A 24,692-nucleotide genomic window follows, 5' to 3' on the forward strand; every position below is an offset into this window, starting at 1 on the left:
CGTCATTTTCCAGCTGTTTCCGCGCGATACCAGTCGCCGATCTCGCTTGCGGTCATCAGTGCCACGCCGTCATGGCTGATGACGTAGTCCAGCAGCGCTTCCAGATATTTGATGCGATGCGGGACCCCCGTAATATAGGGATGGATCGAGATCGCCATGATCCGCGCGTTCGATTCGCCTTCGAGATAGAGCCGGTCGAACTGATCCATGCCACGCTTCAGGAATTGCTCGGAGGGCTGATGTTGCAGTGCATGGACGACGATGTCGTTGGTTTCGACCGAATAGGGAATAGTCGTTATGGTGCCGTGGGGCGTGGCGATATCCTGCGGCAGATCGTCGATTACCCAATCCGCCAGATATTCGATGCCGTTGAGGCGCAGAAGATCGAGAGTTTCCTCGGTCTCGGTGAGGCCCGGGCTCTCCCATGATCGCGGTGATTTGCCGGTAAATCTTGCGATTGTTTCGACGGAGCGCTTGATCGCATCGGCTTGATTGTCGAGCTTGTGCATTGGCCCCTGCTGGAATCCGTGGCCCATAAACTCGAAGCCGGCTTCGAGCGCGGCGGACGCAACGCGCGGATAGGAATTGCAGACATTGGCATTCAGGGCCAGCGTTACCGGCATCTTGCGGTCGGTCAGCGCCTTGAACTGTCGCCAGAAGCCGGCCCGCATGCCGTACTCATGCCAGGACCAGTTCGGCACGTCAGGCAGCAGCGGTTGTCCCATCGGCGGACTCAGCACCGTCCGCGGCATCGCGTTCTCGATCCGCCATTCCTCGACGTTGAGAATCACCCACACTGCGAGCTTCTTGCCGCCGGGAAGCGTCAACTTCGGTCGGTCGATCTGGGCCTGATAGGGGATACGATCACTGAGAGCCACGGCAGATTCCTTGACTGAATTGACCTATTCGGACGCCTTGCCGGACATGTCCGTATTGATGCGCGGCATGACCTTTTCGGCCATCAGGATCATCGACTGACGTCCAAGCTCGCGATCCTTCCAGTCCTTGCCGGCATAAAGCAGCGTACCAAAGGGCCCGGTCTCCTCCTGAAAAGCCAGCAGTTGGTCGGCCACGCTATCGGGTGTGCCGTGAATGATGAGCTTGTCGCAGATCGACTCGAGCGTCACTTCCTCGTCGGGCTGATCGCGGCGTGTTTTGAACAGTTCGATACGGCCGCCACGCTTCAACTTGGTGAATAGCGAGCGATAATAATAGACATATGGACCGTTCGGATCCGTGGCATAGGCTTTTGCCGTGGCGGCATCCTTGGCGACAAATATGCTTTTGGCGACCCGCCAGTTCGCCGTCTCCGCGGGGCGGCCGACGCGTTCGCAGCCTTCAACGTATTTCGGCCAATGGCTTTTGACCCAAGCCGGCATCAGAAAGTTCGCCGAAATCGGATCCCAGCCACGTGCGGCGGCTTCGGTCACACCTTTCGAGAACGGCGCCACTGCCGTCACCACTATCGGCGGATGCGGTCGTTGTAGCGGGCGCGCGATGAAGCCCTGACCAATGTCCTCAATCACGGTTTTCTGTACCGATACATTCCAGTACTTGCCCTGGAGGTTATACGGTGGCTCGCTTGCCCAGATATCAAGGACCTGATTGATCGCCTCCAGGAACATCGCGTTGCGATCTGCGCCGAGATTGCCGAAGACTTCGGCGTCGGACAGTAGCCCACCGGGGCTAATACCGAAGATCAGGCGGCCGTCGAGCATGTGATCGAGCATCGCGATCGAGGCTGCGAGCGCTGCCGGATGGGTGTTCGGCATGTTGATGGTGCCGGTACCAAGCTTGATTTGCTTGGTCGCCGCGGCAAGCCAGGCGATGAATGCGATGCAGGAAGTGATGTTCTCGGCCTTATCGGTGACGTGCTCGCCGACATAAGCTTCGCTGTACCCGAGTTCGTCGGCCAACAGGAAGGCTTCGCGATCCTCCTTGAGAGACAGCCGCCAATCCTTGTCGACAGGATGGATGGGCATCGTGAAGAACCCAAGCTTCATGGTCTGCTCCTCCCCAAGGGCAGGCGTTTCGTTTGGTGGGAAACCTGCTTCGACCGCAACATGATAACAAGTCCCAATATTGCAGCCACCGAAATAATCACTCGATAAACAAACTTGACCTTTGAAAATTGTCGCCGTCTAATCCAAAGAAAATGACGATATGCTGCCCGGGGGAGGTTGCGTCGAAATGAAAGCCTCGGCTTTCGCTTACGCCCGCGCTACCAGCGTTGTGAATGCGCTGGAGTTGCTGGCTGCGTATGGCGACAAGGCCAAGGTGTTATCCGGCGGCCAAAGCCTGATGCCGGCAATGAATCTGCGCCTGATCTCCCCCGAATTCATTGTCGATATCGGTGAATTGGCTGAGCTTCGCGGGATAGTTGTGAAAGGCGACGTCTTAACGGTTCGTGCGCTCACGCGTCACGTGGACGTCCTGGGATCTCCCGAAATCGCGACCCATGCTCCTCTGTTGAGGGACGCTACCTCTCATGTCGCGCATCCGGCGATCCGCAACCGCGGCACGCTCGGCGGCAGCCTTGCGCACGCGGATCCGGCTTCCGAATTGCCGGCTTGCATGGTGGCACTGGGCGCGACCGTCATTGTTTGCGGGCCACAGGGCGAGCGGCGAATCCCTGCTCAAGAATTCTTCACCGGCATCTATGAGACTGCACTTTCGCCACAGGAATTGCTGGTTGCCGTCGAACTGCCTGTCGCGCAGAAAGATTCCGCGCACTTCTTCCATGAATTTGCCCGCCGTCAAGGTGACTATGCCATTGTCGGCTTGGCCGCGCAGGCGATTATTCAAGGTGACCAGTTCGCTGATCTCCGCCTTGGCTTTTTCGCCGTTGGCGATCGGCCGTCGCTCGCCAAGGCCGCCGAGAATCTCGTGAACGTCGCAGTCACATCGGAGGTATTGGCCAGTGCCTCCGCGGCGCTCAGCGAAGAGCTTGATCCGCAGGAGGATCAGCAGGCAACCCCTGCTATGCGGCGGCATCTGGCGAAGGTCTTGCTCTCTCGTTGTGTGGCCACGCTGCTTTCCCGCCCCGATCTGCGTGAGGGAGCACGTGCGTGACCCCTGTGCCCATTTCACTCGAGGTTAATGGCGAGCGCGTCGAGGCCCATGTGCTGCCCCGACTGAACCTGGCGGATTTCCTGCGTGAGCATCTGAAGTTGACCGGCACGCATGTCGGGTGTGAGCACGGGGTTTGTGGTGCCTGCACGGTGCGCTTCAATGGCGAGATCGCGCGCTCCTGCCTGATACTGGCGGTGCAGGCCCAAGAAGGATCGGTCGAAACGATCGAGGGGTTATCCGACAGCGGTGAAATCGCGGATTTGCAGGCTGCGTTCCGCGATCGCAACTCCCTGCAATGCGGCTTCTGCACACCGGCAATGTTGATGGTGGCGCAGGATCTGCTGAAGCAGACTCCTGTGCCAGATCGCGAAGAGATTCGTGAGCACCTTTCCGGTAATTATTGCCGTTGCACCGGCTATCAAGCGATTGTCGATGCGATTGAGACGACAGCGCGGTTGCGCGCGGAACGCGCGCCATGACGCGTGCACCTGAGAATCGCGACGCGTTTTCGGTGCTCGACCGGCCGAACTCCTATATCGGCAAGACCGTGCCGCGGCCGAACCTCGACCGGCTGATGCAGGGACGCGGGCAATATGTCAGCGACATCGAACTGCCGCGCATGGCGCATGTTGTGTTCCTGCGGTCGCCGCACGCGCATGCAAGAATCACCGGTATCGACGGAGCAGCGGCAAAACGCATGCCGGGTGTAATTGCCGTCGTCACGGGCCAGGAAATTGCTGCGGTCATCACACCGTGGGTTGGGGTGCTTTCGCACTTGAAGGGTCTCAAATCCGCGCCGCAAAGCGCGATCGCGGTTGATCGGGTGTGCTGGCAGGGCGAAGCCGTCGCTGCAATCATCGCAACTAGCCGCGCCGCTGCCGAGGATGCGGCAGAACATGTCGCCGTCGCGTATGAGGAACTCGACGCTGTGACGGACATGCAAACTGCGCTCGACCCCACAACGTCTGTGATCCATCCCGCGCTCGGCGACAATCTGGCCTTCGAGCGTAATCATGATGCAGGCACCGTCGACGCGGCCTTTGCTGCCTCCGACGAGGTGGTGGAAGCAGAATTCATTTTTGGGCGGCACACCGGCGTGACGCTGGAGCCGCGTTCGGTAGTTGCTGACTGGAACGCAGCCGAAGCGCGGCTGACGATCTATCAGGGAACGCAGGCCCCGCATATGGTGCAGAATATTGCGGCGCTGCATCTCGGTCTTCAGGAGTCCCAGGTCCGCGTGGTCTGCAAGGACGTTGGCGGCTCCTTCGGTATCAAGGTCCACATCTATGCCGACGAAATGGCGACTTACGCACTGTCGAAACTGCTGCGGCGGCCGGTCAAATTCGTTGCCGACCGGGTCGAGAGTTTTAACACCGACATCCATGCGCGCGACCATCGCTGCAAGGGAAAGATCGGAGTTAAACGCGATGGTACCATCACCGCGTTCGAGATCGACGATCTTACGGGTATCGGGCCGTATTCAATGTATCCGCGAACCAGCGCCATCGAGGCCAATCAGGTCGTCAACCTGGTCGGTGGGCCCTATGCGACCAAGAACTACCGCGCCCGTGCCCGCGTCGTCTTCCAGAACAAGAACGTCATGTGTCAATATCGCGCGGTTGGGCATCCGATCGCCTGCTCGGTGACCGAGGGTCTGGTCGATCTGGCGGCGATGAAGATCGGCATGGATCCCGTCGAAATTCGCCGCCGCAACCTGATTGCCGACGACGCTTACCCCTGTGCTTCGCCTTCAGGTTTGCGTTTCGAGCAACTGTCGCATCATGCCGCGTTGGCGAAACTCATCAAGATGATGGACTATGACGCGCTGCGCGCGGAACAGGCGACGTTGCGAGCCAGAAACATTCATCGCGGTATCGGCATCGCCAGCTTCATCGAAGTCACCAATCCCAGCGCGGCATTCTACGGCGTCGGTGGGGCCAAGATATCGTCGCAGGATGGCGTTGCGCTGCGGCTCGATGCCCAGGGAGCCGTGGTCTGCCAAACCAGCATCACCGAGCAGGGGCAGGGATCGGAATCGCTCACCGCCCAGATCGTCGGAAGCGTGCTCGGTGTCTCGATGGATCGCGTTCGCGTCATCCTCGGCGATACCGACAACACGCCTTATGGAGGTGGCACCTGGGCCTCGCGCGGCGCCGGCATCGGCGGTGAGGCGGCACTTCAGGCCACCAAAGTCCTGCGCAGAAACATCCTTGATGTCGCTGCCGCTATCCTACAATCCACACCCGGCGAACTCGACATCATCAATAACAGCGTTGTGAACGTCAGCGATGGCGCGCCGCGCATTGAACTGAGTGAATTGGCAAGGATCGTTTATTTTCGCCCCGATACGCTGCCGCCGGGCATTCAGGCGGAGCTGATGGCGACACGGCATTTTGTTCCGCGCGAATATCCCTTCGCCTTTACCAATGGTGTTCAGGCCTCGTGGCTGGAGGTCGATACCGACACCGGCTTTGTCAAACTGTTGAAGCACTGGGTGGTCGAGGACTGCGGCACGATCATCAATCCGCAGCTGGTCGACGAACAGATCAGGGGCGGGGTGGTGCAGGGCCTCGGCGCCGCGCTGTTCGAAAAATGCGTTTATGATGAACGTGGCCAGCTCACCAACGCCAACATGGCCGATTATCTGGTGCCTATGTCCGGCGAAATGCCGGATATTGATGTCGGCCACGTGGTCTCGCCGACGCTGGAGTCGGAATTAGGCGCGAAAGGCGCCGGCGAGGCCGGAACGGCGGGAGCGGCGGCTGCGGTGACCAATGCCGTGAATGACGCGCTCAGGCCTTTTAGGACGATCGTTACGGAAATTCCGCTGACGCCCCAAATTATCCTGACCGCACTGGGCCGAATCTGACGAACGACGAGCTAAACCAGTGTTCACTCGGCTGCTGCGCTCGCGATCGAGCTCGCTTTCGGATTGGTAACGACCACCTTGATAGCATTGTCAACACGCTCACGCGCGTATCTTAGCGCAGTCGGCAGATCGGCCAGCGGAAATGTGTGCGTGTGGATTTTCGTCGCATCGAAGCGTTGTTCTGCCATCAGCGCCATAGCGCGGCGGGTCGCGCTGCGGCCTTCGCCGCGAATGCCATAGGCATAGATGTTGTTCTTTACGAGATGCGCGATATCCATCGTGACGGGATCATGCGGAAACGCCGCAAGGCAGATTTTTCCGCCACGATTGGTCATGTGAATAGCTTGATTGATTGTCGTCTCATTCCCGGCGCATTCCACCACATAGTCGGCGCCAATACCGCCGGTTAGTTGTTTGACGATCTCGACTGCGTCTTCGTCGTTGATATTGATCACGCGGTCTGCGCCGAGCTCCTTGCCGATCGCCAGCCGCCTGTTGCGCGTTCCCGTCAGGATCACCGGGCTGGCGCCGAGCGCTTTGGCAACCGCCACCGCGAGCAGTCCAATCGGGCCCGGTCCGATCACCACGACGCTCTCACCGGCGACCAACCCTCCCAACTCGGTCAAGCCATACATCGACGTGCCGGCGGTGACGACCAGCGTTGCCTCCGCATCGCTCATGGTGTCGGGCACCCGCGCCAGCGTATTGATGTGGTTGACGGCATATTCCGCAAAACCGCCATCGGTAGTGAATCCATTGGCACGGTGACCCTTCTCGGGCTTCCCGTAATTCAGGCACGAGGTGTACATGCCTTGGCGGCATCGTTTGCACTGGCCGCAACCAGCGTGGATCTCCACGCTAACACGCTCCCCAATTTCGAACTCGTCGACGTCAGGCCCGAGAGCTGCGACGGTGCCCATATATTCGTGGCCTGGCGTAAAATCCTTATTGAAGGGCAGGCCGCCCTGAATGCTCGCCGGCGAGCCTGTATGAATGATCTCAAGGTCGGTCGCGCAGATCGCAACCGCATCGATCCGGACCAGGACCTCAGCCCGTGCGGGAACGGGCACCGGTTTCTCCCGCAAAGCGAGTTGATCGGGGTCGCCGAGAACCCAGGCTTTCATGCGATCAGGGATGAGCAGTTTGGGCGAAGTTCTGACGCCAGTGGGCTGATACATGCAGCGGATCCTCTCACGCCCGAGCCTATCGGAAATCGCAGTTGGACGAAATTGCCGGATGCCGGAAGCGACGGGGCATCGTTTGCTGCATAGCAAAACGGTTTGTCGCAAATCCTTCATCCGCGGCCTGTACTTGGTCCCCGGTTGGTGCTGAAATCCTTTCACGGCCTCACTAAATCGGAGTTTTCCATGAAGAGCGTCCGCCTTGTTCTTGCCTTGCTGGCGCTATCGCTGATCGCGCCTGGGCAATCCGCCAAAGCGGCCGACGTCATCTGCTACAATTGTCCCCCGGAATGGGCGGACTGGGCCTCGATGCTCAAGGCGATCAAGGCCGACCTCAATTACGATATTCCGCACGACAACAAGAACTCCGGTCAGGCGCTGGCGCAGATACTGGCCGAGAAGAGCAACCCCGTCGGCGATATCGGCTATTTCGGCGTTACCTTCGGCATGAAGGCCAAGGCGCAGGATGCCCTCGAACCTTATAAGCCCGCCAACTGGGATCAGGTCCCAGCCGGTCTGAAGGATGCCGATGGCTTCTGGACCACGATTCATTCGGGCACGCTTGGCCTGTTCGTGAACAAGGATGCGCTTGGCGGCAAGCCGGTGCCGGCCTGCTGGAAGGACCTCCTGAAGCCCGCCTATAAGGGTATGGTCGGCTATCTCGACCCGTCTTCAGCCGCGGTCGGGTATGTCGGTGCAGTCGCGATCAACCTGGCGCTTGGAGGCTCGGCGGCCAATTTTGATCCCGCAATCAGCTTCTTCAAGGAGTTGAAGAAGAATGACCCGATCGTCCCCAAGCAGACTTCCTACGCCCGTGTGGTTTCGGGCGAGATGCCGATCCTGCTGGATTACGATTTCAACGCCTATCGCGCGAAGTACTCGGAGAAAGGCAATTTCGAATTTGTGATCCCTTGCGAAGGTTCTGTGGTTTTTCCTTACGTCGTTGGCCTCGTCAAGAACGCGGCGCACAAGGACAAGGCCAAAAAGGTTCTCGACTATCTTCTGTCCGACAAGGGGCAGGCGATCTGGACCAACGCCTATCTGCGTCCCGCGCGGCCGATCGATCTGCCAGAGGCCGTGAAGAAGAAGTTCCTGCCCGACAGCGACTACACTCGCGCGAAAAATGTCGACTGGGGTCAGATGGAAAACATGCAAAAAGGCTTCGTCGACCGCTATCTCGCCGAGGTTCGCTGAGGCAATATGGCGTCCGGTTAGAGCGTTTTCGAGCGAAGTGGGTACCGGTTCGCGTGAAGAAAACGCGTCGATAAAGTAGAGCTTCGGTTCTGATTCGTCAGAACTGAAGCTCCGGGGCGCCTTCTGCTGATGTCGCATAGATCCTTTGTCTGGTTGTGCCTGCTGCCGCTTGCGGTGGTGACGGCGGCGTTTTTTCTGCTCCCGATGGCGCGGCTGGTCGTGACCGGGGCGGAAGGTCCGCAAGGCGTCGCGGGCTATCTGGCGATCCTGACCGAGCCGCGTTACCGCGCGACCTTGATCAATACGGTCGTGCTGGCGGCTGCGACCACCATTGTGACGCTGATCGTGGCGACGATTGCTGGAATGTTCTTGCAGAGGCATCGCTTCCCCGGCCGCGCCGTACTGATTGCGATGCTGACCTTTCCGCTGGCGTTTCCCGGTGTGGTTATCGGCTTCCTGATCATCCTGCTCGCCGGGCGCCAGGGGCTGATCGGTGATCTTTCCAACCGCATGCTTGGCGAAAAGCTGGTCTTTGCCTATTCGATCTACGGGCTGTTCCTCGGTTATCTCTATTTCTCGATCCCGCGCGTCATCCTCACCATCATGGCCGCGGTGCAGAAGCTCGATGTTGGTTTGGAAGAGGCAGCCCGTTCGTTGGGGGCCAGTCCATGGGCGGTGCAGCGCGATGTGGTGTTGCCGGCGCTGGCACCGGCCTTCGTCGCTTCCGGTGCGATTGCCTTTGCGACGGCGATGGGCGCGTTCGGTACCGCGTTTACGTTGGCGACCAACATCGATGTGCTGCCGATGCTGATCTATACCGAGTTCACGCTGGCCGCGAATTTTTCGACTTCGGCCGCGCTGTCGGTCGGGCTCGGCATCATCACCTGGTTCATCCTGGCGCTCGCCCGCTCCTTCAGCGGAAGCGCAGTTGCGGCGGCTGGATGAACCATGCGTGATCGTCTGATCTTCACCGGCCAGCTGATTTTTACATTAATCGTCGCCGCATTCCTGGTGGTGCCCGCAATCCTGTCGATTTCCGCCGGCGTTACCGTGAACTATTTTCGCGGTATCGAGTCCGGCGTAACCCTGCAATGGGTTGTCCAGGTCTGGCAGCTCTATGCCGGCACTATCCTGCTGTCATTCGTGATCGCCTTTGCAACCCTCGCGGTGACGCTGATCATAGGTGTTCCTGCAGCATACGCCTTGCACGTGCGGGGAGGGCGGCTGTCGCGCATCGTCGAGGAGGTCATCACGCTGCCGCTGGCGATACCAGGCCTGGCAATTGCCCTGGCATTGCTGCTCACCTACCAAGGCTTCAGCGACTTCCGCCGTTCTTGGCTCTTTATCCTGGTGGGGCATGTTATTTTCACCATGCCCTTTATGGTGCGATCAGTGATGGCGGTGTTTGCAACGGTCGATATCAAGACGCTCGACGAAGGTGCGGCGTCGCTCGGCGCATCACCGTGGCGGCGCTTCCGCGACGTGATCGTGCCGAATGCCGTGCCGGGGATACTTGCCGGCAGCCTGATGGTGGTGACGCTTTCGCTTGGCGAATTCAACCTGACCTGGATGCTTCATACACCCCTGACCAAGACGCTGCCCATCGGGCTTGCGGACAGCTACGCCTCGATGCGGCTCGAGGTCGCGTCGGCCTATACGTTGATATTCTTCGTAATGATCATCCCGCTGTTGGTGGCCATGCAATTCTTTGCCGAGAAGGAACAGAAGAGATGAACGCGTCAGCAGGACATGGCGCGTCGGTGCGTATTGAGGCTTGCGGCAAGACGTTTATCGATGGTACGCGCGCGCTGGAGCCCGCGACGCTCGATATTGCGCGTGGTGAGACGCTGGTGTTGCTTGGTCCGTCCGGATGCGGAAAGACCACGATGCTGCGCATCATCGCGGGACTCGAATTGCCTGATGCCGGCGGTAAGGTACTGTTCGACTACAAGGATATGACGTCGGTGCCGATCGAACGGCGCAACGTCGGCATGGTGTTCCAGTCCTACGCGCTGTTTCCTAACATGAGCGTAGCTGACAATATCGGCTACGGCCTGAAAATCCGCGGTGTGCCGGCCAAGGAGCGTGCGGCGCGCGTCGCCGAACTGGTCGCGCTGACCAACATTTCCGGGCTAGAGAATCGCCGCATCGATCAGCTGTCCGGGGGACAGCGCCAACGCGTGGCGCTGGCGCGAGCAGTTGCAATCCGACCGGGCATCCTGCTGCTTGACGAGCCCCTGACGGCGCTCGACGCGGCGTTGCGCGACCGGCTGCGCGGTGAGCTCAACCGCCTGCTGCGCGCGCTTGGCATCACCACAATTTATGTAACGCACGACCAGGCCGAAGCGATGGAACTCGGCGATCGCGTTGTCGTCATGCAGAAGGGGACGATCGCCCAGATCGGTACGCCGCGCGAGATCTACTTCACGCCGCAAAGCCGTTTCGTGGCCGAATTCATCGGTGCCGCGAACATCATTGAGGCGCCGATCGAGAACGGTCATCTTGTTTTGCCGGGCGGGCGGCAGGGGATTGGGGGCGGTGCAAGTATGCCGGCGGCGGTCGCCATGATTCGTCCCGAAACGATCCGCGTAGTGGAGACGGGGCGTGCTCCGCTTTCCGGCGTCATCGACAGCGTCAGCTTTATTGGCGACCGGCAACGACTGGTGATAAGCGGTGTATCCAACAGGCTATTTACTGTTGATGCGCCGAATACGGTACAAGCCAAGGCCGGCGAACGGGTCGGGCTGTTGATTTCGCCGGAAGCCGTTCGTTTGCTGCCGTCCGAAAGTTGAGAACGCCAATGTCGCCAAAACCGGTTCGTATCGCCCAAATTTCCGATCTGCATATCAAGCCGCCAGGCTCGCTCGCCTATGGCCGGGTCGATACTGCCAGGGCCCTGGAGCGTTGCGTCGCGGCGTTGAACGAATTTCAGCCGGCACCTGATTTTGTGGTGATATCGGGTGATCTGGCAGATTCGCCGACGGCTGAGGAATATCAGCACCTCAAGCGGCTACTGACGCCATTGAAACTCCCATTCGCCGGCATTCCCGGCAATCACGACTCGCGTCAGTTGATGCGCGATGCGTTTCCCTCCGCTCCATATGCCTTGGCGTCCGGGGCGCTCAATCAGAGGATTGAGATCGGGGGGCTGGATCTGCTGCTGCTGGACTCAAGCGTACACCAAAAGCCGCATGGCGAACTCGAAGAGCCCACGCTGCGCTGGCTTGACGCGGCACTGGCGGCTTCACCCGATCGGCCAGCGCTGCTGTTTCTGCATCATCCGCCGTTCAAGGCCGGTATTTGGCACATGGATCGCCAGAATCTCCTCAACTCGAGCGAACTCGCCCTCATCGTTCGGCGTCATCCGCGTGTGCAACTCATCGCGACCGGTCATATTCACCGTGCGGCCTTGACGATGTTTGCGGGCGTGCCGACCACGATCTGTCCGGCGCCGAACCACGCGGTCGATCTTGACCTTGCTGAGCTCCGCGGGCCCTCGTTCAAGGTGGAGCCGCCGGCCTTTCACCTCCACAGCTGGTTTCCGGGCGAGGACTTCGGCAGCATCGTCACTCATCAGGTGCCGATTGGGGCGTTTGATGGTCCGCACCCGTTTTTCGGGCCAGATGGGAAACTGCTTTAGGAGGCTCTTAAGCCTACCCTTCGGCGGCGTTTCTCAAAATTATCGTTCCGCCATCGACAGCTTCCCTCGTGCCGGGCCATCCTTCTTGCCTCGCATGTCGATTGATGCACCGGCTCATTCTTCATTTCGTTGCCGACCAGATTGCCAAGCTGGATGTGGAGGAGCAATCATTCTCCGGAAGATGTGGCCCATATCCAGATGCTGACCGCCTGCGGAGAATCATGAAGCGCCTGCTCCATTCGTTGATTTCGGCGCTCGCACTGCTCCTGAGCTCCCATGCAATCGCACAGACATCCTATCCGGACCGGCCCATCAAGATGATTGTGCCGCTGGCTGCAGCGAGTGCCGTCGACGTTGCGGCGCGGATCGTGACGCAGAAAATGGCCGACAATATGGGCCAGCAATTCGTGATCCTGAATCAGCCTGGCGCTTCAGGGATGATCGGGGCGGAGCAGGTCGCGCGGGCTGAACCGGACGGCTACACGATCGGCGGCTTCAACGACAGCGTCATGACTATGGTGCCCAACCTGCAGTCCAAGATGCGCTGGGACATATTGAAGGATTTCGAACCGGTATCGCTGGTTGCAACCGTGGAGTGGGGGCTGGTCACCAGCAATCGGGCCAGCTTCAAGAGCGCGGCGGATCTGATCGCAGCCGCGAAAGCAACGCCTGGCAAGATCGATTATGGCTCGGGTGGCCCGGGAAGCCCGCAGCATTTGGCCATGGCGATGTTTGCTTCCGCGGCCGGCATATCGCTGACTCACGTGCCCTATAAGGGCGCAACGCAAGCTGCCACCGATGTCGCCGCAGGTCAGATTCCAGTCGGCTTCCAGGGGATCGGCACGGTTGCTGCCCTGGTGCGCGGCGGCCAGCTCAAACTGATCGGAGTGACTACCGAGAAAAGATTGGCGCAATTCCCCGACGTGCCGACCGTCTCTGAATCCGGCTTGCCAGGATTCTTCTTCAATTCTTGGTTTGCGATTCTTGCGCCTGCCGGCACGCCGAAGGCGATCATCGCTCGGTTGAACGCCGAGGCGCTGAAGGCGGTCGGTGATCCCGAGGTACGCCGCAAGCTGGAGGAGCTGGGATTTGCGGTGCGCGACAGTTCGTCTGAAGAGTTGCGTGTCATGACGCGTGATCAGCTTGCCAAATACGCGCGCGTGATCAAGGAAATGGGAATCGCGAACGAATAAGCCGCCGGAGCGAAGCGATCGGAGCAGCGTAGCGCCGGCGAGGTCCGTTAGAGGCCGAAACTGGTGCCTCAATGGCGTCCGGCTATTTCCGCGTGACGGGATAGCTCAATGGCCGTACTATCCGATCGCCCGTTCCAGGGTTATCGGAGCGTTAATGCCTGGGTTGCCTTTGTGTTTTGGCCGCCAAATCGACGCAGTAGGATGCTTTCCGGTTGAAAAGCCAACCGGCGTTGATTACGGAAGAGCTACATCCCGAACAGTTTCTGGAGTTTGACTGGCGTGCCTCAACAAAGGACGGGTGAAGCTCAGGGATTTTCGAGCAGCAAACTGTCAGTTTTGCGCAAGCATCCCTATTTTGTCGACCTCGAGCCCGAAGCCTTCGATCAACTCTGCCGTTACGCCAAACACGTCACGCTGAAGCGGGGAGCGACGATCTTCGCCAAGGGAGATCCCGGCAACAGCCTGTTTGCCGTTATCTCCGGCACGGTGAAGATCAGTATTTCGTCGCCCGATGGCCGCAATGCAATCCTGAACCTGATCGGGGCGGGGGAGATTTTTGGCGAAATCGCGCTGCTTGACGGCTCTGTCCGCTCGGCAGACGCGACTGCGAACACCGCCTGCGAGCTCTTCACGATCGACCGGCGCGAGTTCATTCCTTTCGTGCGCAGCCAGCCGGGGCTTGCGATGAAGTTCATCGAACTGTTGTGCACGCGGATTCGCTGGACCAGCGATCAGGTCGAACAGGTCATCCTGCAAAATTTGCCGGGTCGGTTGGCCAGCGCGCTGCTTCGCTTAACCGAGAAACACAAGCTTGAACCGCAGGGCCGAACCATTGCGATTACCCAGCAGGAAATCAGCGAGATGGTCGGTATGACGCGAGAAAGCATCAATAAGCAGTTGCGGGCGTGGGCGGCGCGCGACTGGGTGCGGCTCGAGCACGGCGCGATCGTTGTACTGAAGGCCGAGCCGCTGCAGGCTTTGGCCGAAGCCGGATCTGGCGACGAAGGCGAATAGCGGCGTGCAGCCGGCCAATTCTTCGGCGCGTTTCGCGATATTGTTTTTACAGGTCGAACACGGCCACAGCGCGGATCGGGGAGGCGGTGCCCCCGCGCCACTTCATCGGCAGGCCGATGAAGGTGAACCGGCCTTTACCGAGCAGCGATTCCAGATTGCACAAGCTCTCGATGTGGGTGATGTCGAGGTCGAGACAGGCCTTGTGAACGAGCGCGTTCACGTCGCCTTCGGGACCGGGCCGCATCGAGTCGATGCCAAAATGCACGACGCCCTGCTGTGCCAGCCATTCGGTCGCGGCGACGTTCACACCAGAATTATCGTTCGAATATTCCTTGCGGGGGAACGTGCGTTCGTGATGGCCGGTGCAGAGCAGCACGGTGCCACCCCTCGGTACCGGCACGCCGGCCTTTGTCACGGCGGCCTCGAGATCGGCAGGAGTGATCTCCACGCGCGGCCCGATGTGGCGCAGATCGAGACAGATACCCGGCACGATGCATTTCTCCAGCGGATACTGATCGATCGGTATGCCGCTCTTGCCGAAATGCCGGGGTGCATCGATGTGGGTGCCGGCGTGATCGACCATTGAGATAAACATCGATGCAAGTCCGTGCACGTTGTCGGACTCGGCAAGGGATTCTTCGTGCGTTTTCCAGACGCCGTGGATGACAGGTGGGTGGCCCGGATAGCTCGGCGTGCGGTGATAGAGTTCTCGGCTGAGGTCGACGATCTTCACGTTAGGATACCCTTCGGAGAAGCTGTTAAGTCGTGCCTCTGATGAAGCCTGCGCGCTCGCGTTGTTCTTGTTGCCCTGCGCCGATCAACAAGCCGATCAATTCCTGCGCCTGGGGAGCGTGGGCGGCCCTGGTAGCGATGCCAGCTGTGTACATCGTCGCGAGTTCGCAGCCGGGTGGCAGAGTTCCGGACAGGCTGACGCCCTTGGTGCTGATGATCTCGGTCGATTGCGTGCAGCCGATCGGACGTCGCGCATCGGAAGCCGCCATTTCGCGCATGGCGGTCGCGCCGTTCGGGAAAATCTTGAGCCGTGCGGCGACTTCGTCGGTGATGTCGAGTTGCACCAGAACCTTCGCGACGTGAATGCCGGCGGTCGAGGCTACCGTGTCCGGCACGTAGATCGCATCCGATGCAAGCAAGCATTCGCGTAAGCCTACGGTATCCTTGACCGTAACCCGAGGATCGCCAGCGCGAACGGCGAGGGCGGTCTCTACCAAGCCGACATTTGCGATCGACGAGGCGACCACCAGCTTCTCCTCGGCAAGCTTGGCGACGATCGCTGCGGTCAAAATGACGATGTCGGCCGGTATGCCCTTGCGCAATTTGTCGGCCATGGCGCCAACCGCGCCAAACTCGCCCACGATATCGAAGCCGGTCTGCGCCTTGAATGTCGAAGCCAGGCTGCCGACCAGTCCCTGTGCTGCGCCGCCGCTCAGGATGTTCAGGTTGCTCACGGGGCCTGCTCCATGGCAGCGATGATACTTTCGCGCGTGATTGGAAGATGGCGCACGCGCACGCCGAGCGCGTCAAACACAGCGTTGGCAATGGCCGCCGAGACCGGGCCATGGGCAGCTTCGCCGGCGCCGACCGGATCCATCTCAGACCGCTGGATCAGTTCGACTTCAACCTCCGGCACTTCGCTGAAGCGAAGGATCGGATATTCCGTCCAATTGGTGCTGGTGATGCGCTCGCGGTCGAAGCGGACGCGTTCCTTCAACACCCAGCTGGTGGCCTGGATCGCACCGCCTTCGATCTGGTTGATGACGCCGTCGGGATTGATGGCTTCGCCGACATCGACCGCCAGAGTGAGCTTCCGGACGCGGATATCCTCGGCGCTTTCGATCTCGGCGACCGCGGCACAATAGGCGCCGGTGTTCTTGTAGCGGGCAAAGGCGATGCCGTAGCCAATGCCGGGTTGCTTCTCCGGCTTCCACCGGGCGCGCCTTGCAGCAGCGCCGATCACGTCCTTGGCCCGCTCGTCCCCCAAATGACGTAGTCGGAACGCGACCGAATCTTCGCCGCGCTCGGCGGCGATCTCATCGAGGAAGGATTCGATTGCGAATACATTGCCCTGCGCGCCCAGCGTCCGCAGCGCGGAGGTGCGGATCGGCATCGTCGTCAGGCGATGGCTTTCGATCTGCCATGATGGGAAGTCATAGAGCGGTACGGCATTGCGATCGCCGCCACCGCCATTGGCCTGCGGTGGATTGGTCGAGATCATCCGCGGAAACGGGTTCTCCAGCTCGAATCCCGCCAGCAGCGCCGGTTGCGCCGCGCGCCCCGGCCGTGCCACATGGCCGTTGCTCCAGATGGAATGGCGCCAGTCGATGATCTCGCCCGCTGCGTCGAGATCGGCCTCAATCTCGATCGCCATGGCCGCGCCAAGCGGCGCATCCGACATCTCGGCTTCGCGCGACCATTGCACTCGAACCGGCCGGCCGCCGGTGGCTTTGGCGAGCAACACAGCGTCGAGCGCAACGTCGTCGGCCGCATTGTGTCCGTAGCAGCCGGCGCCTTCCAGATGCTCCACTATGATACTCTCGGCCGGCAATTTGAGAACCAGCGCCAGATCGGTGCGCAGGAGATAGACGCCCTGGCTGTGGGTCCAGACGTGGACGCGGTCGCCATTCCACTGTGCCATGGCGCAGGAGGGCGCGATCGAGGCGTGAGCGATATAGGGGCGGGTATATCGCCGTTGAAGGGTCCGCTTCTTGGCACCGGGCGACGATGCTGTTCGCTTATCGATGATCGTTGTTTCCGAGGGTTCGGCCTTCAGGAATGCAGCTAAATCGCTTTCATCGGGCAGGGGCTCACCGTCGGTCCAGACCGCCCCTTTGCGTAAGGCTTGCAGCGCTGCCTCCGCGCCATGCTCGGTTTCGCAGACGACGCCCGCGAAACTGCCATCGCGCACCACCGCGACGAAGCCGGCCATCGCGCGGACGCTGTCGTCTTTTAGCCCGGTGAGTTTCACGCGCGCGTTCTGCGGCCGCAACACGCGGCCGTGCAGCATTTCCGGCAGTGCCCAATCGTGAATGAAGCGCGGTCGCGCGAATACCTTGTCGGGGATGTCGATCCGCTGCACCGAGTTTCCGGCGAGGGCGCGGCGTGTGGGCGGCTTCGGTCTCACATCGGGCGTCGCGTCGCGATCGAGCGAGACTTCTTCCGCAAGCTCCCAATAGCTCGTCGTGAGATTGCCCGGCCCGGAAATGGTGCCGTCCTCGACACCGAGCGAGGCGATGTCGACACCCAACCGTTCCGATGCCAGTTGAAGAAAGATCTGGCGTACCTCGGCGCAGGCATGCCGCATCGCGCGTCCCGATTGTTGCACGGAGAGGCTGCCTGAAGTCACGCCCTCGTTGGGGCTGACAGCGGTCGACGCGCGGATCATCTGCACGCGGGAAATATCGATGTCGAGTTCGTCGGCGGCGATCTGGGCCAGCGCCGTTACGATACCTTGCCCGATCTCCACCTTGCCCGGCGAGACCGTCACCTGTCCCTGCGGCGAAAATTTCAACCAGGATGACAGGTTCGGGTTTGCCGCGAGATTCACCGGCAATTTGGGCGAGGACGGGCTCGGCGCTGGCTGGTTCATTCCGCCGCCATCTCGTCGGCTGCGCGCAGCACCGCCCGCACCATGCGATTATGCGAGCCGCAACGGCAAAGGTTACCGTCGAGCGCCTCCTTCACCTCGCGGCTGGTGGGCGCGGGATTTCGTTTCAGCAGCGCGGCCGCGCTGATGAGAATTCCGGAGACGCAATAACCGCATTGCAGCGCCTGCTCGGCGATAAAGGCCCGTTGCAGCGGATGCGGTCGCTCAGCCGTTCCCAAGCCCTCGATGGTCGTGATGTCCTTGTCCGCCACCGACCACAGCGGCGTATCGCAGGCCGCCACGGCGTGGTCGCCGAGCATGACGTTGCAGGCGCCGCATTCACCCGCGCCGCAGCCGAAATGCGATCCGGTCATGCCGAGCTGCCCGCGCAAAATGTCCAGCAGCGACCGATCGGGATCAGCGTCGACATCCGTCTCGACGCCATTAAGGCGAAATCGAACGCTTGGCATCGGGCGAACACCCTGGCTGGCGGTTGTTATTGCGGCTTGTCGAATTTCTTGACGACCTCAGCCCACTTCACAATATCGCCGCGCAGGAATTTGTCGAACTCTTCCGGCGTCATCGCCATGGGAACCGCGCCCTGCTGGGTCCAGAGCTTGACGATATCCGGCCGTTTCACCGCGGCGTTCACGGCGATATTGATCTTGTCGATGACCGCCTTTGGCGTTCCTGCCGGCGCCATCAATCCCAGCCAGATGGTCGCCTCATAGCCGGCAACGCCGGCCTCGATCGTCGTCGGCACGTTGGGCAGCACCGTGGAGCGCGTCTTGCCGGTGGTCGCCAGCGCGCGTACTTGATTCTCCGCGACATTGGGCGCCATCGTCGGAACGGCGTCGATCATCATCTGCACCTGGCCGCCAATCACGCCGCTACGCGCCTCGCCGCTGTTGCGGTAGGGCACATGCACGAGATCAACGCCGGCCATGGTTTTGAACAGCTCGCCGGCCATGTGATACGGCGTGCCCTGGCCGGACGACGCATAATTCAGCTTGCCGGATTGCGATTTGGCTAGCGCGATGAATTCCTGCAGCGTCTTCGCCTGGACCGTAGGGTGAACCACGACTACGAGGTCAGAGTAGTTGACCGGTGCAATCGGCGCGAGATCACGCATCAGCTCATATTTGCGCTGCGGCACCAGGGACTCATTGGCGGTCTGGGTGTTCGACATCATCAGCAACGTGTAACCATCAGGCGGTGACTTGGCCGCCTCGACCGTGCCGATGACGCCGCCGGCGCCGGTACGATTTTCGATCACGAAGGGCTGGCCGAAGCTTTCCTGCAGGATACTGCCGATCTGGCGGGCGGTGACGTCGGCAGGGCCACCGGCGCCGAACGGGACGATCACCCGGACTGGCCTTGAGGGATAGTCCTGCGCCAGGCCTGTTGTCCCAAGAACGGTCTGTGCCGCGAAAAGCGTTGCCGCCAGGGCAAGCGCCAATCTCAAGCGGATCATTTCAACCTCCCGAACCCAGCCTTGTTCTGCTTGGCCTGTTGCCGGCCCAATCTGGCTTCAGGGAAGTCTAGCGATCCGCGCGGTGACCGCCAGTACCTTCAGATGCGACATTCGTCGCGCTGCTGGTTTGTTTGAACCCATTGATCCCCAGCCCCTTTCGGAAGTGCCTCGTCCTATTTGACGTTCCTATTTGACGTTTTGCATCAATCAAGCCGCAACCATCTGCATCATCGACGCAACGCTGGCGTGGCCAACGCAAATAGAATCATTGAGAGTGGGAAACTGATTGCTGATCCAGAACACCCCGTCGCGAGGAGCGTGACATGAAGTTCTTCCCCTGCATGGCTGTTGCTGCCCTACTGCTCGCCAGCAGTAGCGCCGTCACCAATGCCCAGACCCTTCCGGCCTATATGGCGCCGATCTCGGGTAAATCGGCTGCAACCGTCTCGGATATCGCGACCAGGGATATGCTGGCGCTCAACACCGGCATGTTCGAGCTTTATGGCAATGCAGCAAAGATCTTCCAAAAGAACATCCTGGACAAGCATCCGGTGATTCTCGCCCTGTTCTCGGGCGCCGGCGGTCGGATGATCCTGTACCGGCCGGGGATGGCGCCAATGGATGCGCCGCAGGTGCCGATCGTCTATCAACTGCTGAAATCGGTCGGCCACAGCACGATGGCGCTGGCCCAGGTCGTCGGCCCCTATGTCGACAACCCCGATGACAAATCCTGGCGCGGGGCGATGCTGGCCTATCGCAGCCGCATGCAATCGGCGCTCGATGGCCTCGACGCCACACCGATGGAACCCGGTTGGCGCGACAACAATCGGACCATCCTGCAGAACAACCTCGCGTTCATGGACGAGTGCGTCGCCAAGGGCGTCGTGCCGTTCGCCGCGCTCGAAGCCTTCGGCAAGAAGCAGGCGCCGTATCTGGCGAAGAACGTGGCTTGGGCGGCGCAGACACAAGTCGGGCACTGGATGACGGTGCTGGCGGACTGGAAGAAGCAACTCGGCGCCGACTGGGACAAGACCTATGCCGCGAGCAACACAATCTATGTGGCTCGCCAGAACAACGTTCTGTTCAGCATCCTGGCGCAATTCTTCGGTCCTGACGCGATCAACAGCCGCTTGCTGCTGATCGAGACGGTTTCGTTCACGACGACGCCGGCGGACATGCTGGAATCCTTGACCCGCATCATTGCGGATCGCTCGGTCGGTTCGCTGTTCTTTGGCAACTATCATCTGATGGACTACGAGCTGATGGGGGGCGACGCGCGTGTCGCGATCGTTGCGGAAACCGGCAAGCGCGGCATGACGCCGTTCCTGCCGCCCGTCGTTCCGTTCGGCTCCAAGCAATGGCCGACATTGGTGACAACCGGGCCGGGTCCCGCGTCGATCGCCGATCTGAAGTAGTTCCGATAGTGTTGACCGACAGGTAGGAACATGCGGCCTTCGCGGCGCGAATTTGTGAAATGGGTGTCGGCGAGCGGCATCGCGCTCAGCCTGTCACGTCTGGGGTCGGCGGAAGCGGCCGGGTTGCCCCCTCGTGCCTCACTCCCGGGACGCGAGGGCTGGAACCCGGCGGCCAATGGTGCTGGCCGCATCGACGGCGTCGCCAAAGTCACCGGCGCGAAACTCTACGCGTCTGATTTCCGCGCGTCCGATCTGCCGGGCTGGCCGCAAAGCACCTCGCACGCGATCCTGGTTCGCGCGCCAGACGCCACGCATGTCTATGTCGGAATGGATCTCGCGCGGCTGAGCGGCGCGCTCAAGCCGTCGGTGGTCGTGACCGCTGATGACCTCGACAGGATCGGCACGCGCGTTCCGGCATTCTACACCGGCGACCTGTTCTGTCCGGTCGGCAAGACGCCGATCTATCTGGGACAACCGGTCGCGCTTTTGATCTTCGAGACGTTTGACGCCTTCGACCGGGCGCGGCTGGCGTTGCGAGACGGGACCTTCGTCAAGTTCGGCGAAGAGACCGGCCCGGTCGCGATACCAAGCTACGGTGCCTATCGGTTCACGCGGGTGGCCGGCCCAACGCCCGATGCGCCCGATGTCTATTCGCCGATCCAGGCGGGCTGGGTCAGCCCGGGACGCTCCCAGATCTCGCCACTCCCGGTGTGGTCGCCGCTCGCAAAGGACACGCCGGCGCCGTACTCCAAGGCCGCGGTCCATGGCGAACAAATTCGAAGCGAACTCGCAGCGAAAAATTCCAATCTGCTGATGCTGGATCGCGAGTTCGAAACCCAATCCGTCGATCCGATGTTTCTCGAGCCGGAAGCCGGCATCGCCTGGTACAACAACAAAAGCGAAAGCCTGGAACTCGTCCTTGGCGTGCAGTCTCCCTACGAGGCAGCTGAAGCGATTGAGCATATGCTCGGCAAGGCGAGCGCGCCGTTCAAGCCGGCGCGCATCAATGCCCAGTTCACCTATGTCGGTGGTGGCTTCGGCGGCCGCGACCACACCCCGTTCGTCCTCTATGTGGCGCTGGCGGCGATGTTCTTTCCCGGCCGTCCAGTCCGGCTCGCACAGGATCGCTATCAACAGTTTCAGGGCGGCATCAAACGCCATCCCTTCAAGATGCGATCCCGGATCGGGGTCGACCGGAGCACCGGCAAGATCACGGCCTTCGCCGCCGACCATGTGCTCGATGGCGGTGGCCTTGCGAACTTTTCTGTCAACGTGGCAACCGTTGCCGCGACTGCAGCGATCGGCATCTACGACATTCCCAAAGTCGATGTGACCACGGTTGTGGTGCATTCCCGTGGCGTCACGGCCGGGTCGATGCGCGGTTACGGCACGCTGCAGAGTATGACCGCGCTGGAAGTGCTGATCGACGAAGTCGCAGCTGCCTTGCCGCTCGATCCGATTGAATTCCGGCGCCGCAACGCGCTCAAGCCCGACGGCCGGACCATGTGCGGCAATCGCTACAGCGTCTCGGTCCGCACCACGGAAATGCTCGACAAGCTCGAGAAGCATCCGATCTGGCAGCAGCGCGCGCAGCAGAAGGCGGCAGCGCGGCCTGGCACCCTCGTTGGCACCGGGCTCGCCTGTGTGACCAAGGACTACGGCGCCGGCGCCGACTGTTCGCTGGGGCGTGTCGAACTCTCGCCCGAAGGCCGGATTACGATCTATTGCGACCATGTCGAGATGGGCAATGGTATTGGCACGGCGCTGGCTAACCGGGTCGCGATCCATCTCGGCATAGTCGCCGACGAAGTTTCGGTGGCACGCGTCGATAGCTATGATGTCCTCGGGCTGGTCACGTCGGGCGATCCCTACACGATGGATCAGAAGACGCAGGATCGGGCAGAGAAAGACCCGCGCTGGGTGCCCGCGATCAGTACGGCGACCAGCGCCTCGGTCGGCGCGCATGTTGGAACCCATTCGGCGGCCGAGGCGGCGCGTGTCATCTTCCGCTTCGGCCTGTGGCCGGCGGCGCTTGAATTGTGGAACATCGCTCCGACCGACCCGCGCGCCAAGGATTGGGCGAAGGCGCAATGGAAAGACGGGCAGCTTGTTATGTCCGGTCTTGCCGCGCTGCCCTTGCCGGCACTGGCCGCGAAGGCGCATGCACGCAATCTGGTTACTGGCGCCATGGCGCACAGCTTCTCCCGCTGGGAGTGGTCGCGTGCGCGCTTTCCGTTTAACGGCGAACAATATCGCGCCGAGATCGATGCGCTGGCGGTACGGAAGGGTAACGGCAAGTTCGCCCGGATCGATCGGGTTAGCGTCAGATTCCCGCCAGCCGTCAACAACCAGAGCGGCAATACCTATACCTCGATGTGCGGAACGCTGGTCCGCGTCGAGATTGAGCGCGCGACTGGTGTGCTGCGTATCGCCAAGGCCTACAACGTATTTGAATGCGGCCGCGCGTTGGTGCCCGAAGTGGTGCTGGGCCAGGCGCAAGGCGGCTTTGCGATGGGCGTTGGTTACGCGTTGCTGGAGAACCTGCCACCCTACGAGGGTGGTCCCGGCAACGGCCAGTGGAATCTCGGGCAGTATCTTGTGGCGCGCGGATCGGATTTGCCGCTGCATGACCTCGAAACCGAGATATTGCCGCCGCTGACGCCGGACGAGCCGCCGAAGGGCATGGCGGAAGTCGTGATGGTTCCGGTGGTGCCGGCGATCCTGAACGCCATCTTCGACGCCACCGGCCGCCGTTTCCAATCCCTGCCGGTGACCGCCGGCCTGCTCAAGGGAGTGCTCGCGTGACCAAATTGAGCATCACCATCAATGGCCGCGCGCACGGCCCAACAGATGTTCGCGACGATCTTTCGATGAACGATTTCCTGCGCGAGTATCTCGGGATGACCGGCACCAAGTTCGGCTGCGGCGCTGCGCAGTGCCTGAGCTGCGCCGTCATCATCGACAACCTCGATGGAACGAGTTTTACCAGCCCGACCTGCGTCGTTTCGGCAGTGAGTTTCGACGGCAAGGCTATTCGTACCGTCGAGGGACATGCGAAGAATGGCGAGCTTACGACGCTGCAGAAGGCGTTTGTCGAACACTTCGCGTTCCAGTGCGGCTATTGCACCGCCGGTTTCCTGAACGAGGGACAGGTGCTGCTGGAGCGTCTGGCGAAGGCGCCGGTCGCGCGCGCGGAACTCGAAAAAACCATTGCGGAAGCACTCGACGGACACATCTGCCGCTGCACCGGCTATGTCAAATATCATGAGGCTGTACGTGACGTGATCCTCGCGGATTCCAAGCGCTATCTTGTGGCGACCCAATGACCGGACGCGAGGACCAGGCGACATGAAATCGACACTGCGGTTTCAGCTTTTCGTCTCTATCGCCACCGTAGCGACGAACATGCTTGCGGGCTACGCGGTTTCCGAAACCGCGCCCCAGCACCTTGCCAGCCCCGAGAGCTTCGCATCCATTGCCGATACGAACGCGCGATCGGCGGCGATGTTCACTGAACTCGGCAAAGTGCTCACCCATCCGCGCTGCACCAATTGCCATCCGGCCACTGACCGTCCGCGGCAAGGCGATGAGAGCCGCCTGCATCAGCCACCAGTCGCGCGCGGCATCGATGGCCACGGCCTTCCGGCGATGCGCTGCTCGATTTGCCATCAGAATGCGAACTTTGAGCCCGGTCGCATGCCGGGTCACCCGGAATGGCACCTCGCGCCGCGCGAAATGGCATGGGAGGGCAAGACGGTTGCCGAGATTTGTACGCAGCTCAAGGATCCCGCGCGCAACGGCGGTCGCAAGCCCGAGGATCTGATCGATCACATCGGCGCAGATACGCTCGTCGGCTGGGCCTGGTCTCCGGGCGTTGGCCGCAGCCCCGCGCCCGGTACGCAAAAACAGGCCGGCGCGCTGGTCGAGGCCTGGGTGAAGTCGGGCGCGGCCTGTCCCGCACAGTGATCGCGGCAGCTACACCCTTGAAAGCGGACTCGTTATGCTCACTTCGAGTTCTTCCGCTGTTGACCCGAAGCTA

At 61.0% G+C, this 24,692-nt stretch carries 22 protein-coding genes; 14 read left to right on the top strand and 8 right to left on the bottom strand.

Translation table 11 applies throughout. The features are described 5' to 3' along the window. Positions 1-2: 2 nt before the first annotated feature. Complete coding sequence (locus JQ609_RS21140) at positions 3-878, bottom strand: polysaccharide deacetylase family protein (RefSeq protein ID WP_212274817.1); 876 nt, start codon at positions 876-878, stop codon at positions 3-5. 24 nt (positions 879-902) lie between these two features. Then, positions 903-2,003: an LLM class flavin-dependent oxidoreductase gene (locus tag JQ609_RS21145; protein ID WP_212274818.1), complete on the bottom strand. Its 1,101-nt coding sequence runs from the start codon at positions 2,001-2,003 to the stop codon at positions 903-905. 187 nt (positions 2,004-2,190) lie between these two features. Here JQ609_RS21145 and JQ609_RS21150 point away from each other — a divergent pair, with 187 nt between their 5' ends. Genes JQ609_RS21150 through JQ609_RS21160 form a run of 3 tightly spaced genes read left to right on the top strand, consistent with a single transcriptional unit; the run spans position 2,191 to position 5,941 of the window. Next, positions 2,191-3,072 carry a xanthine dehydrogenase family protein subunit M gene (locus JQ609_RS21150; RefSeq protein WP_212274819.1) on the top strand — a complete coding sequence of 294 codons (882 nt, stop codon included), beginning with the start codon at positions 2,191-2,193 and terminating at the stop codon, positions 3,070-3,072. Continuing rightward, positions 3,069-3,551, top strand: a complete 483-nt coding sequence (locus JQ609_RS21155; RefSeq protein WP_409363417.1) for a (2Fe-2S)-binding protein — start codon at positions 3,069-3,071, stop codon at positions 3,549-3,551. Before JQ609_RS21150 ends, JQ609_RS21155 begins: the two co-directional genes overlap by 4 nt. Next, positions 3,548-5,941: a xanthine dehydrogenase family protein molybdopterin-binding subunit gene (locus JQ609_RS21160; protein ID WP_212210072.1), complete on the top strand. Its 2,394-nt coding sequence runs from the start codon at positions 3,548-3,550 to the stop codon at positions 5,939-5,941. Before JQ609_RS21155 ends, JQ609_RS21160 begins: the two co-directional genes overlap by 4 nt. A 23-nt stretch (positions 5,942-5,964) precedes the next feature. Here the strand turns inward: JQ609_RS21160 and JQ609_RS21165 are convergent, their stop codons facing one another. Further along, on the bottom strand, positions 5,965-7,239 hold the full coding sequence (locus tag JQ609_RS21165; protein ID WP_249128248.1) for a zinc-binding dehydrogenase: 1,275 nt from the start codon (positions 7,237-7,239) through the stop codon (positions 5,965-5,967). Positions 7,240-7,308: 69 nt separating this feature from the next. On the opposite strand from JQ609_RS21165, the gene JQ609_RS21170 reads away from it, so the two are divergent. From JQ609_RS21170 to JQ609_RS21200, 7 genes are all read left to right on the top strand, one after another. Beyond that, on the top strand, positions 7,309-8,316 hold the full coding sequence (locus tag JQ609_RS21170; protein ID WP_212274820.1) for an ABC transporter substrate-binding protein: 1,008 nt from the start codon (positions 7,309-7,311) through the stop codon (positions 8,314-8,316). 129 nt (positions 8,317-8,445) lie between these two features. Beyond that, positions 8,446-9,261, top strand: coding sequence for an ABC transporter permease (locus JQ609_RS21175; RefSeq protein ID WP_212210075.1), 816 nt, complete (start codon positions 8,446-8,448; stop codon positions 9,259-9,261). Between the two features lie 3 nt (positions 9,262-9,264). Beyond that, on the top strand, positions 9,265-10,050 hold the full coding sequence (locus JQ609_RS21180; protein WP_212210076.1) for an ABC transporter permease: 786 nt from the start codon (positions 9,265-9,267) through the stop codon (positions 10,048-10,050). Further along, positions 10,047-11,108, top strand: a complete 1,062-nt coding sequence (locus JQ609_RS21185; RefSeq protein WP_212210077.1) for an ABC transporter ATP-binding protein — start codon at positions 10,047-10,049, stop codon at positions 11,106-11,108. The genes JQ609_RS21180 and JQ609_RS21185 overlap by 4 nt, the downstream gene beginning before the upstream one ends. Positions 11,109-11,116: 8 nt before the next feature. Next, on the top strand, positions 11,117-11,956 hold the full coding sequence (locus JQ609_RS21190; protein ID WP_212210078.1) for a phosphodiesterase: 840 nt from the start codon (positions 11,117-11,119) through the stop codon (positions 11,954-11,956). A gap of 221 nt (positions 11,957-12,177) precedes the next feature. Continuing rightward, positions 12,178-13,149, top strand: coding sequence for a tripartite tricarboxylate transporter substrate binding protein (locus JQ609_RS21195; protein WP_212274821.1), 972 nt, complete (start codon positions 12,178-12,180; stop codon positions 13,147-13,149). 279 nt (positions 13,150-13,428) lie between these two features. Further along, entirely contained in the window at positions 13,429-14,163 is a 735-nt protein-coding gene (locus JQ609_RS21200) for a Crp/Fnr family transcriptional regulator (protein ID WP_212210139.1), read from the top strand. Positions 14,164-14,209: 46 nt separating this feature from the next. On the opposite strand, the gene JQ609_RS21205 is transcribed toward JQ609_RS21200, so the two are convergent. From JQ609_RS21205 to JQ609_RS21225, 5 genes are read right to left on the bottom strand one after another with little or no spacing between them, the layout of a single operon-like run. Next, positions 14,210-14,896 carry a cyclase family protein gene (locus JQ609_RS21205; RefSeq protein ID WP_212274822.1) on the bottom strand — a complete coding sequence of 229 codons (687 nt, stop codon included), beginning with the start codon at positions 14,894-14,896 and terminating at the stop codon, positions 14,210-14,212. A gap of 25 nt (positions 14,897-14,921) precedes the next feature. Further along, complete coding sequence (locus tag JQ609_RS21210) at positions 14,922-15,629, bottom strand: substrate-binding domain-containing protein (protein WP_212210081.1); 708 nt, start codon at positions 15,627-15,629, stop codon at positions 14,922-14,924. Then, positions 15,626-17,767 (bottom strand): molybdopterin cofactor-binding domain-containing protein, encoded by a 2,142-nt coding sequence (locus tag JQ609_RS21215; protein WP_212274823.1) that lies wholly within the window; start codon positions 17,765-17,767, stop codon positions 15,626-15,628. Before JQ609_RS21215 ends, JQ609_RS21210 begins: the two co-directional genes overlap by 4 nt. Then, positions 17,764-18,234, bottom strand: a complete 471-nt coding sequence (locus tag JQ609_RS21220) for a (2Fe-2S)-binding protein (RefSeq protein WP_212210083.1) — start codon at positions 18,232-18,234, stop codon at positions 17,764-17,766. The genes JQ609_RS21215 and JQ609_RS21220 overlap by 4 nt, the downstream gene beginning before the upstream one ends. A 26-nt stretch (positions 18,235-18,260) precedes the next feature. Next, positions 18,261-19,238 (bottom strand): tripartite tricarboxylate transporter substrate binding protein, encoded by a 978-nt coding sequence (locus tag JQ609_RS21225; RefSeq protein ID WP_212210084.1) that lies wholly within the window; start codon positions 19,236-19,238, stop codon positions 18,261-18,263. A gap of 323 nt (positions 19,239-19,561) precedes the next feature. On the opposite strand from JQ609_RS21225, the gene JQ609_RS21230 reads away from it, so the two are divergent. The 4 genes from JQ609_RS21230 to JQ609_RS21245 are packed head-to-tail and all read left to right on the top strand — an operon-like array spanning position 19,562 to position 24,619. Further along, positions 19,562-20,653, top strand: coding sequence for a hypothetical protein (locus JQ609_RS21230; RefSeq protein ID WP_212274824.1), 1,092 nt, complete (start codon positions 19,562-19,564; stop codon positions 20,651-20,653). Between the two features lie 30 nt (positions 20,654-20,683). Further along, positions 20,684-23,458 carry a xanthine dehydrogenase family protein molybdopterin-binding subunit gene (locus tag JQ609_RS21235; RefSeq protein WP_212274825.1) on the top strand — a complete coding sequence of 925 codons (2,775 nt, stop codon included), beginning with the start codon at positions 20,684-20,686 and terminating at the stop codon, positions 23,456-23,458. Next, positions 23,455-23,979, top strand: a complete 525-nt coding sequence (locus tag JQ609_RS21240; protein WP_212210087.1) for a (2Fe-2S)-binding protein — start codon at positions 23,455-23,457, stop codon at positions 23,977-23,979. The genes JQ609_RS21235 and JQ609_RS21240 overlap by 4 nt, the downstream gene beginning before the upstream one ends. Before the next feature lie 22 nt (positions 23,980-24,001). After that, complete coding sequence (locus JQ609_RS21245; RefSeq protein ID WP_212274826.1) at positions 24,002-24,619, top strand: Isoquinoline 1-oxidoreductase subunit; 618 nt, start codon at positions 24,002-24,004, stop codon at positions 24,617-24,619. Positions 24,620-24,692: the final 73 nt, after the last annotated feature.

Origin of the sequence: Bradyrhizobium sp. AUGA SZCCT0169, from assembly GCF_018130085.1 — a bacterium.
GTDB lineage: Bacteria > Pseudomonadota > Alphaproteobacteria > Rhizobiales > Xanthobacteraceae > Bradyrhizobium.

Coding starts and splice junctions, on each gene's coding strand:
- JQ609_RS21145 (WP_212274818.1), bottom strand. CDS start 2,003: ATGAAGCTTGGGTTCTTCACGATGCCCATCCATCCTGTCGACAAGGAT.
- JQ609_RS21150 (WP_212274819.1), top strand. CDS start 2,191: ATGAAAGCCTCGGCTTTCGCTTACGCCCGCGCTACCAGCGTTGTGAAT.
- JQ609_RS21160 (WP_212210072.1), top strand. CDS start 3,548: ATGACGCGTGCACCTGAGAATCGCGACGCGTTTTCGGTGCTCGACCGG.
- JQ609_RS21165 (WP_249128248.1), bottom strand. CDS start 7,239: ATGAAGGATTTGCGACAAACCGTTTTGCTATGCAGCAAACGATGCCCC.
- JQ609_RS21170 (WP_212274820.1), top strand. CDS start 7,309: ATGAAGAGCGTCCGCCTTGTTCTTGCCTTGCTGGCGCTATCGCTGATC.
- JQ609_RS21175 (WP_212210075.1), top strand. CDS start 8,446: ATGTCGCATAGATCCTTTGTCTGGTTGTGCCTGCTGCCGCTTGCGGTG.
- JQ609_RS21180 (WP_212210076.1), top strand. CDS start 9,265: ATGCGTGATCGTCTGATCTTCACCGGCCAGCTGATTTTTACATTAATC.
- JQ609_RS21185 (WP_212210077.1), top strand. CDS start 10,047: ATGAACGCGTCAGCAGGACATGGCGCGTCGGTGCGTATTGAGGCTTGC.
- JQ609_RS21190 (WP_212210078.1), top strand. CDS start 11,117: ATGTCGCCAAAACCGGTTCGTATCGCCCAAATTTCCGATCTGCATATC.
- JQ609_RS21195 (WP_212274821.1), top strand. CDS start 12,178: ATGAAGCGCCTGCTCCATTCGTTGATTTCGGCGCTCGCACTGCTCCTG.
- JQ609_RS21215 (WP_212274823.1), bottom strand. CDS start 17,767: ATGAACCAGCCAGCGCCGAGCCCGTCCTCGCCCAAATTGCCGGTGAAT.
- JQ609_RS21220 (WP_212210083.1), bottom strand. CDS start 18,234: ATGCCAAGCGTTCGATTTCGCCTTAATGGCGTCGAGACGGATGTCGAC.
- JQ609_RS21225 (WP_212210084.1), bottom strand. CDS start 19,238: ATGATCCGCTTGAGATTGGCGCTTGCCCTGGCGGCAACGCTTTTCGCG.
- JQ609_RS21230 (WP_212274824.1), top strand. CDS start 19,562: ATGAAGTTCTTCCCCTGCATGGCTGTTGCTGCCCTACTGCTCGCCAGC.
- JQ609_RS21235 (WP_212274825.1), top strand. CDS start 20,684: ATGCGGCCTTCGCGGCGCGAATTTGTGAAATGGGTGTCGGCGAGCGGC.
- JQ609_RS21245 (WP_212274826.1), top strand. CDS start 24,002: ATGAAATCGACACTGCGGTTTCAGCTTTTCGTCTCTATCGCCACCGTA.